The sequence below is a fragment of the Patescibacteria group bacterium genome (assembly GCA_022560785.1).
Taxonomy (GTDB): domain Bacteria; phylum Patescibacteriota; class Minisyncoccia; order Phycocordibacterales; family JADFSL01; genus JADFSL01.
This window is the reverse complement of the sequence record JADFSL010000024.1, coordinates 1-9817: the sequence shown is the minus strand read 5'-3', so window position 1 is coordinate 9817 and position 9817 is coordinate 1. Positions and strand designations below refer to the sequence as shown.

At 38.1% G+C, this 9817-nt stretch carries 9 protein-coding genes; 2 read left to right on the top strand and 7 right to left on the bottom strand.

Features of this window, described 5'->3' with window-relative positions:
• Window positions 1–277 precede the first annotated feature (277 nt).
• Window positions 278–1714: a hypothetical protein gene (locus IIB50_02525; GenBank protein ID MCH7529971.1), complete on the top strand. Its 1437-nt coding sequence runs from the start codon at window positions 278–280 to the stop codon at window positions 1712–1714.
• 254 nt (window positions 1715–1968) lie between these two features.
• On the opposite strand, the gene IIB50_02520 is transcribed toward IIB50_02525, so the two are convergent.
• A complete protein-coding gene (locus IIB50_02520) occupies window positions 1969–2235 on the bottom strand; it encodes a hypothetical protein (protein ID MCH7529970.1) in 267 nt (88 codons plus the stop codon).
• Between the two features lie 668 nt (window positions 2236–2903).
• Here IIB50_02520 and IIB50_02515 point away from each other — a divergent pair.
• A complete protein-coding gene (locus IIB50_02515) occupies window positions 2904–3353 on the top strand; it encodes a DoxX family protein (GenBank protein ID MCH7529969.1) in 450 nt (149 codons plus the stop codon).
• A 38-nt stretch (window positions 3354–3391) separates the two neighbouring features.
• On the opposite strand, the gene IIB50_02510 is transcribed toward IIB50_02515, so the two are convergent.
• From IIB50_02510 to IIB50_02485, 6 genes are all read right to left on the bottom strand, one after another.
• The gene (locus tag IIB50_02510) at window positions 3392–3844 is read right to left on the bottom strand and encodes a hypothetical protein (GenBank protein MCH7529968.1); all 453 of its coding nucleotides are present in this window, start codon (window positions 3842–3844) and stop codon (window positions 3392–3394) included.
• Between the two features lie 213 nt (window positions 3845–4057).
• The gene (locus IIB50_02505; GenBank protein MCH7529967.1) at window positions 4058–4936 is read right to left on the bottom strand and encodes an ROK family protein; all 879 of its coding nucleotides are present in this window, start codon (window positions 4934–4936) and stop codon (window positions 4058–4060) included.
• Window positions 4937–4940: 4 nt separating this feature from the next.
• On the bottom strand, window positions 4941–6158 hold the full coding sequence (locus IIB50_02500) for a hypothetical protein (GenBank protein MCH7529966.1): 1218 nt from the start codon (window positions 6156–6158) through the stop codon (window positions 4941–4943).
• Complete coding sequence (locus IIB50_02495) at window positions 6159–8150, bottom strand: glycoside hydrolase family 15 protein (protein ID MCH7529965.1); 1992 nt, start codon at window positions 8148–8150, stop codon at window positions 6159–6161.
• On the bottom strand, window positions 8150–9391 hold the full coding sequence (locus tag IIB50_02490; GenBank protein ID MCH7529964.1) for a polysaccharide deacetylase family protein: 1242 nt from the start codon (window positions 9389–9391) through the stop codon (window positions 8150–8152). The genes IIB50_02495 and IIB50_02490 overlap by 1 nt, the downstream gene beginning before the upstream one ends.
• A 28-nt stretch (window positions 9392–9419) precedes the next feature.
• The coding region (locus IIB50_02485; GenBank protein ID MCH7529963.1) for a glycosyltransferase family 4 protein at window positions 9420–9817 on the bottom strand (398 nt) is incomplete at its 5' end.

Sequence of the window (9817 nt, the reverse complement as noted above, 5' to 3'; positions counted from 1 at the left end):
CCACTTAAAACGCTTACAATGCCTTTCTGTGCCTTTTGAAGTTTGCCTCTACGAACTACGCTCCATAATTTTTTCTCTTTCGTATTCAGAAATTACTCCTTGGATTTGTAGCAAAAGTTGATCCTCAGGAGAAGATGAAATTTCTCTATTGGTAAAAACAATCTCTTAAACAATTTTAAAAACTTTTTCATATGATTTTGCGAAATTATGCGATTTAGTAAAATTGTGCCTACGGGCCCGGCCTGACGTGATTCTGCGGAATTACCAAGTTTCGAATTTGATAATTCGCACGCCGTGTCTACGTCGACTAATATACGGCTACTACGTAATTCTGTGGAATTATGTCGTCTCAGCATCAGTTGAGAGACGACCCCAAGCGCGACCGTATTATACCAGACCGCAAACCTATAAGCAATTTTTAATTTTAGAACTTAGTTATCTTTTAGATGAATCAGGGCGATCAACAATACTTGAAAATAAAATAAAGAAATTTGATCTTAATGATGACGGTTTTGATGACATAATCACATTTGTAGTAGTTCCTGATTGGGAAAGAAGGGATCTAGAGCTTGCAACCTTCTTTGGTTCTGATACTACATATAAATATTATGAAGATGGTTTCAATTATTTCCGTATAGATTATGAAAATGATAACGATTGTACTATTGATAATGTAGAAATTAATAAGATTTATATATCATGTAACGAATCAGGTGAGAAATTTAGCACTGTACTTACGCCACAATACGATGGTGGAGGTTACAAAACCTCTTATAGTGACATAGTAGTTACATATCAACCGAAAGACACACACAAAGAGTATGTTAGTTCTAATTCCAATGTTAGTTTTTTTTACCCTGATTCACTTAATATACAAGAGAGAATATATATTTTCCCCGATGTAGCATCTCCACGTCGAATTTCAAAAATTGATATTTATGATGGAGCAAAAATAATATTATCAATTGACTCAAGAACAATAAGAAATGCTACCGGCGGGACTGGTGCTTCTTCGATTGGTTTGAAGAATATCGGGTCATTTATACGTACAGCTGATGGAAATCATCTATATAGATTTGCTGTTTACGGAAATACTGATTACTTTATATATGGTGAAAGTAATGTGGAGTTATCCGCTGTGATAGACGGAAAAATAAAAAATGGGCGATTCTATAAAATTTATTCTGGCAAAAACCTCACCGAAAAGAACTTATTAATTGCGGACCAAATATTGGCCTCATTACAATATATCGCTTTTGAAGATACAAAGAGCAATGTGACTGAAGTCGCAGTCCCAAATAAGCTATTCAAACTTCCAGGTATTAATGTGTCTGTTAATTTACCATATGATTATTTAGATATGTCAACGTCTAAAACAAGATTTTTTAGCTTTGGTCACAAGGATTTTCCATTTTATTACAATTTATCTTTAGGTCTTGAAGTTATATCTATCACAGGTGCTAATACGAGTGGATATGATGCAGAAACAGGGAAGTGTATTGTAAACAATAAACTTCAGGAAACTGAAGAAATAGCTGGGTACAACGCTTGTCGTAAATATTTTGCGGGAGGACAATCTGTACTATTAATTGATGATCTAAAAAATGAAATACTTAAAATTGGAATCACACCAATTACATATGATCCGAGAGCGCAGACTTTATTACTAAACATAGATATCGACGATATTATAAAAACAGTTATTTGGAATTAAAATTGACTCTATAGAAAATAAAAAATAGTATGTATCTATGAAAAAGAAGACGAAAAATAGCAGGTATTCAAAAAAGAAAGTCTTGTATCGAAGTTCTATCACTGGTCGTTTTGTTTCAAAACGACATGCAAAAGGGCACCCAAAGATAACAACAAAAGAGCATCGTTGAAATAGGAAAAAAATAACCCTCAGTACACAATATCTTCATACTTTGTCCTGAGGATTTGTGATACAAAGGTTCACTTGAGAACAAACTAAATCAGTGTTCCTTCAATCAAATAGCATTCTATATCTACCAACCAACGCATGTCTCCTTTTACTCCCGCCTGGAGATACTCTAGAGTCAGGTTTTTTGCTGCCAGATAAACAGCTGCCAAAGCTTCTTCATAGCATATCTCCGGTGTCGTCCAACTTGGTGCAACTAAAGTTGTTTTACTTGGTATAGTTAGAGTTGTTTGATCAGAAATTTCTAACTCTCCCAAAAATGAGAGCAGTACAATAGCAGCATAAATATCACCCATCGTTCATCTCCTGTAATATGCTTTTCAGCCTTCTTCTTCTATCCTTCATCCACCTTTATTTCTATTCCTTTCGGATGCAAAAGTCAATGAGGACTGTTATCGTGGATTTCGGGACATGTTTCACAGAATGTCAAGTGTCGCAAAAAGTTGGGGTGGGGGAGGGAGGTTCAATTTTTATATAAAGTGATACTCTCCCACCAAAACGACAAGTCGAGAGACCTCCCATCGGAAAAGAAGTATTTAAAACTGTTGTATATCTCCCATCAGGCCTCATATCCCGACTTTGCTGTTACTAATTCTATTATTTTTTTATTGTTGCAAGAAATTTGTTTTTGGTTACAACTCAATAAAAAATGGTTTTTAATAGGGAATAGCAAATGGGATGATTTTCTATTAAAACAATGTATATAAAAAGAGAGGACTCGCCTTTGTTGAGCACAAACACTATCGCCATTTAGATATACTTGGACCAAGTGGGCATCACCAAAGCATTCTGAGACAATTTTAGAGGATATTTGGCGCGTATTGTTTTATTAAAGCATAGTGTCGTAAAAGATATATTGTACGACGCTTATATATTCAAATTGTGTGAATATCAATACTACCTCCCTATCGATACAGTGTTATTATAAGAGTATTAACAAATAAAAAAATTTATTATGATTGTAATGGAAAAATATTTTAATGTCGCCCACCGATTTGGGCCACTACTTGCTAGAATTTTAATTGGAGGAATGTTTATCATGTCCGGAGTCCAGAAAATTTTTGCATTTGAGGGGACTGTATTTTTTACAGAATCTGTTGGCATGCCTTATCCAGCTGTCGCAGTAGTGTTGGCAATTCTTTTTGAAGTTTTGGGTGGATTGTCGATTTTGCTTGGTTGGAAAATACAGTATGGAGCAATTGCTCTTATTCTTTACACTGCGCTGGCAAGCTACTACTTCCACAGTAATTTTGCTGACCAGATTCAGATGGCATTCTTTATTAAGAACATGGCTATTATAGGAGGACTTTTGTACATGACTGCCTTTGGCGCGGGACACTTTAGTCTTGGGAAAAAAGAGCATATGCACCAAGAGAGTATGCAATCCCTTCCCCCACAATCTCCGGTAGTGTAACTAAAAACAAAAAACCGCACGAAGGCGGTTTTTTGTTTTTAGTTCTTGGCTATTTGGTTTTCTCTGCTCCAACATTTGGATGAAGCGAACCATGGTGCTGTTCCTTCTTTAGCAAATAAATAATCTGCGTAGAGAAGATTTCCGTTTAAGGAGTAAAGATTGTATCCGAGCCTGTCAGCAGTCTTGCTATGATAAAACTCGTTAATCTGCATAACTCCCACATCTGAGGCATTAATCTCGCCTCTGATGATATCGCCATTAGTACCAAAGTGTTTAAACTTTGATTCACACCATGCGATCTTTGCCATAATAGGTTTACTGGAGAAGTATCCACGCACGTATTCTTCAACTGAAGGTGAATTTCTAAATACCGGTACGATTCCCCTTTCCATACTTATAGCTGGTGCTGAGAATGAACTAAAGAAAGCTAAAGCCAGTAAAGATGATATAATAAGCTTTTTTATACTTTCAAAATAAAAAACTCGGCGCAAACCGAATCCACATCAGTATAACAAATCGATAGATTTTGTCAATTCTCTCACTTTTCGCATTATTCTTACTTTTCTAAATAATGAAAATGAGCTTATTATAAGCCATATCTTACTCTTTTATTCAAGTGGAAGTTTTGAGGATTTATAAATACATTAATAAGCGTCAGTACGGTGCTCGTAAAACCTGCGATGAGCACTAATGTTTGTTTGTCCTTATGCCACTTCTTTATTTGTGCTTTTGTGCTGTTTTAATAGTGCGAGCGCTCCATGGAGTCCTCCAAAGTCTTCAAGCGTAGCTTGTTTTAATTCAGGAATTTCCGGGACAATCTTTAAAATGTTGTGTAAATGTTGGGAGACGTTAGCAACCTTTATTCCAACTTCTTTTACAATCATAGAGCCTCCGAGCACAACTACATTCGGAGACCAGTGCACTATTGTATTATTGAGTCCATACGCAAGCCACTTTGCAAGCTCGTCCCATACTGCATTGTCTGTGATTTCATACGCTCGTTTGGAAAAGCACCGTTCAACCGAAGTGCCTGATACATACCCCTCAAGATGCCCTCCCCCGTCTTGATGCTCTCCTTCAGAGCAGGAGGGACATACTGTTCCATACATGTCTATTATTTGATGCCCCGGCTCAAATCCAAACACATTATTGTCTATTTTGCCGTTTACTATGCGCGCACCGCCAACGCCTGTGCTCACTGTTATGTACGCTACTATTGAGTATCCTTTTCCAGCACCGGCAACTGCTTCTCCTAAACCAACAAGAGCCGAATCGTTTTCTAAATAAACTGTACTGTCAAAAGTTTTTTCAAGTTCTCCTTTGATATCCAAGTCTATCCACGTACCCAAATGTGGTGAATGAGTAAGTTTGCTTTTCTCACGATTAAGTGACCCAGGGACACCTCCGGCAAGTGCGGTTACTGGTTCTCCTTTTGCGATATCACCGATTATTCGTTTGAGTGTTTGAATTCCGTCCTCGGCATTCTTCGGAGTATCTACAACTATCGGTTCACTAAAATTATTGAGATCCTTTGAACCAGCGATTCTCATCTTTGTTCCTCCGATGTCAAATAAAATATACATAGACTTATTTTAACAATTTTCTTGTCTCTTCCTTATACAATTCAACCGAAGGTTGGTTAAATGCATTTATACCACGCAGTGATGCTAAATATAACACCTCTCTCATCTTAAACTGCATAAATGCACCCAGCGATTCTTCTGAAACACTATCAAGTACAATTTCCATAAATGGCAGTTCTTTTTTTGTGTAAACCCGCTTTGTTCCTTCAGCGATCGCGCTCATGATTTGAGTCAAACTTGTGTTTTCGGGGACTATCACATCAGCTGAATCATTGCTTCGAACAAATGTTGTCACACGGTTTTTAGGACCCGCTAAGTAAAACTGTCCAACTGAGTGCAGATCATTCGAGCCAACTGAAACAGTTGGGAGCATCCCTTCTTCTTTTTTACCTAAACTCTCCCCTGCTAGCTGACGATACCATTTACCAAGCGATTCAAGTTCTGGATGAAATACAAACATGTCATGTATAGATTTTCCATTTTGCAAATGGCAATACAGCAGTGTTGCTGAAATTAAAGAATCATTTTCTTCTCTCCGCGCACCTAAAAGTAGTTTCTCTATATCAATATTTACAAGCGCAAGTGGTAGAAGTCCTGCGGCAGAAAAGACAGAAAATCGACCTCCCACTTTACTTGGTATTGGGAGATGTATTATATTCTCATCCTCGGCTTGTCTCCAAAGTTTTGATGACTCATCGGTTATTATTATGATTCTGTCGTTTGAATTTTCAAATCGCTTATTGAGTGCTGAGCGTACAACCTCAGAGTTTGCAATTGTTTCGATGGTTTCCCCTGACTTGCTAATGATAACCACAGCTATTTCTTCGGATGATTGTATGTCATTCTGTATGAGTGTCTGCAATGCCGACATAAAATCTGAATCGTTGGTATCGGCAAAAATCATTTTGGGATATCTGTTTGTCTCCAACAAATCGGTGTGTCCATAAAGTGCATCGTATATAGCTCGTGCGCCCAAGTTTGACCCACCAATACCCACCACGACAATATATTTCAGTGCATCGCTTTTAATTTTATTCGCAATGTCATACACTGCCGCCGATATCGCTTTATCGTATGGGAGATGAAGAAAAGACTCTGGCGTTTTATACGAACCGTCTGTAGTGGCCTCTACAAGTTTTTGCTGGTACGCAGAGAGTTGTTCTGTGGTCGTCTGTATATCCTGCTGCGTTATACCAGATGATTCTTTGTAATTAAATTTCATTTATTTTACTGGATTGCACATCTTGCATATTCCAAGCTCCTCGAGCTTTTCAAGGTAGTCAATAACAGTTGTAACAAACTCCGCATGACTCCAAGCGAGAGGAGCTACCGATAGCTGGTCTCCGGTGTATGGGTGCAGCTTCTCTGACATTATACCAGACTTGAGCGCATGCTTTACTGACCATGAAAGCCAGTCTTTAACTACGGCCAAATCCTTCTCATTTTTGGCTATTTTGACGTAATACTGAGCAAACCATAGTGTTGTAACAAACCATGGATTTGGCGGATCGTTTGCTCCCACACGATAGTACATATCGTTTTCATAGCGAGATACACCTTTTACATCGGTGTTTAACACAAGCTTTTCTTGTATAGTCTTTAATGACTCTTGAACCCTCTTATCGTCTACTTCAAGAACATTGAACTTAAAAATTCCGTAGAAGCTACTCATATCAACTGTCGGATCATACTCAAACTGATTGTCCTTTGTGATATTAATCAGTTTATAAAACATTTTTCCTTTTTCGTTATAAAGATGTTCAAGCATAGCCTCTTTAACTTTTTCTGCGGTACCCGAGTAGTGCTTTGCGCTGTCGTTCTTACCGAGTAAGTCTGCAAATTTTGAAGCAGCGTAGAGAGCAGCGTACTTAGCAGAACAAGTAAAAGTGGATATTCCATATTTTTCCTCCCAAATATCATAACTCGGATACGAAAGCCCCGTGTCCTTGTAAGTGTAGTTTGCAATAAAATCCGCTGATTTTTTAATGAGAGAGTTATACAAATCTTCAATAAACTCAAGATCTTTTGTCAGTTCGTAGTGCTTCCATAGTGCAATGAGCACAAGGGAGGTCTCATCTTCCTGAATTGGTAGTTCTGCTTTTCCCAACCGTATCCACGGATGCCATGAACTGCCAAGTGATTTGTCTGGGCGATACTTATGCATAAAATAACCCTCATCCGACACCACATCGTTGCAAAACTGAAAGAACCGCTTTCCTATAGTGAAGTCCCCCACTCTGTCTAGTGCCATAGCCACGAACGCACCATCCCGTGGCCACATATAGCTGTAAGTGTCTCTACCATGCTGGAGCATGTCTGAATCTCCTGAGGCGATAATGGCACCTCGATTGTCTGCGTGAGAACGTAAAATGAAAAGTGATTTTTTAAACACTTCAATAATAGAGCTATCCAACCCCCAAAAATTAAATTGATATTTATTGACCCATGCGTGCCAAAAGTCCCTCGTGGTCTGCATCAGATGCATTGGTGTTTTTTTCAATAAATAAGAATTAAGCGCATGTACTTCTTTGATTGATTGCCCCACTGCAACCCAATAATGAAACATACTTTCTTTTGTGCCGGCAATTTCAAATGATATTTCAATTACTGAATCCACCACTCCATGTTCAATTGGATTATTGGACAGTTCACCATCCTCTGCATCCTTAAATGTTCCTTCCATACCTTCTATTTCAAACAATCCAATACTGTAATTCTTAAATCCTATTTCTTTTTTTGATTTTGCTGCATTGATTAAAAACACCCGCTTACCTTTATAATGAATAATGGCTTTGCAGCGAGGGTCATAATACGCAGTATTACCTCTTCTGGATTCAGATAATTCAAATTGTTGACCAAGGAACATTTTAATGGTTCGCGTTTTTGAATTAAGATTACGTATTGTTATTTCACGTATAAAAATATTTTTTTCATTATAAACAACATCAGCTATAAAAACACTTACCCCGATTTCTCTGTTTATCGCAACAATATTACTAGCGGCAGTTTCTCTACCGCAATCCATATCTATTTCCCACGCCGGATTATCAAACCAACTCAGATGTCCGTCAACCCACACACCGATGCGATGAATATGCCCTTTGCCTAAGTGATTTTCAAGTCCAACATACGGGAAATAGAAATCACGAACTTGCGCTCTGTGATCAAGTCCGATAAATATTTGTCCGTTTCCTAGAATAATTGCTTTTGGCATTACGGTGAAATAAGTCTTGTAAGATAACCAGATGACGCTTTTTTTTGTTTTTCTTGTATTCGCAGTTTGAGATCGCTGAGTACATTCATAAATGTTATATAAGCTTCATACGGCGATTCGTATGGGTTAAAATATGCATGCACATCACCGTCCGCAGACCACTTAGTACACATGTAATAAAAATGATCAGACGTCTGCAGTTTTCTCCAATCTTCAATTAACACTGCATCTTTAGTCTTGTATACATCATCTTCCAGCTTGTAAATGTCGTTAATTGCCGCCTGTTGTATTTCATTTCCGGTCCACGCGGAAAGGTCACGGTCGGTGTCTGCCCATGTAAGAATATGTGGGACATCAATCTCTCCAACCGAATCATAATCTCTAATGGTTTCAGACGGAGTTTTGAAGGTGTTATTTGGATGTTTAAGAATTTCTTCTGGCAGTTGCCTAAGAAAATTAAAAATACCAGTTACTTCCCACTGATGCTCACCAAAAGTCTCATAATCCATAAAAAGATTCACCGTTTGTCCATTTCCATGATGTGATGATATCCATGCAGCGTATGTAGGCGCATCAAGTGGCCACCCTTCCCATGAAGGCTCACTGAACCGAAAAGCAATGTCATCAGAAAGTCGATAGTTTTTGAGAAGTAGTTTTATGTTTTTACAGTCTTTAGGACGATATACAAAGTTTGGACTTCTCCACCCAAGTATTGGATCCCATCCTTCCGCCATAATACCGGCATAGCCTTTTTTATCTGCCCATTGTGCAAGGTCGTTGTTGTATGAAAGTTCTGTGTTGCGAAGTATTGTGGGAGTTTGTCCAAACAAGCGTTGTATAGTTGTGCGGTGCTGGATGACCTGCCTTTCAAATTCTTTTGGAGAATAGAAAAATGCCAATGAATGATGGTAGGTATCGCCCAGAATTTCAACCCGTCCGGTATATACAAGCTCTTTAAACAAGTCCAATATTTCTGGAAAATCCTTCTCTAACTGCTCGAGTACAACACCGGAAAACGATAGTGCAAATCGAAACTCTGGATGCCTTTTGAGAAGATCTAAAAGGATTAAATTAGTGGGTAAATATGATTTTTGCACCACTTTCGCAAGTACTTTTTTGTTATTGAGATCGGTTTCGGACTCATCATTGAAATAATTGTTGTCGTTTCCAATATCAAATATTCGATAACGCTTAATGCGCATTGGTTGATGTACATGGAAGTAAGGACAAACCGATAACATATATTTATTATACAGTATTACTTACGGACTAGGTAAACTTTTTATAAATTTGAATGCATTTTTGTGCTGCTTTGTGCCATGTAGCAGCTTCGGCTTCTTTTTTCCCGTGTTCTTGCATTTGTTTTGACATTACAGGATATCTCAATGCACAAATTATTTTGTTGGCCATTTCTTCAATATCCCAAAAATCAACTTTAAGCGCTCCGGTAATTATCTCAGAAATACCAGACTGTTTTGATAAGAGAACTGGAGTGCCGTTTAGAATTGATTCAAGAGGTGTCAGCCCGAACGGCTCTGACACCGAAGATAGTACAAACAAATCTGCAGAGCGATATAGCTTGTTGAGCTTTTCTCCACGCACAAATCCGGCAAACAGGACTTTTCCAGAAATACCCAGTTCTGCCGATAGACGTATAATCTGCCACT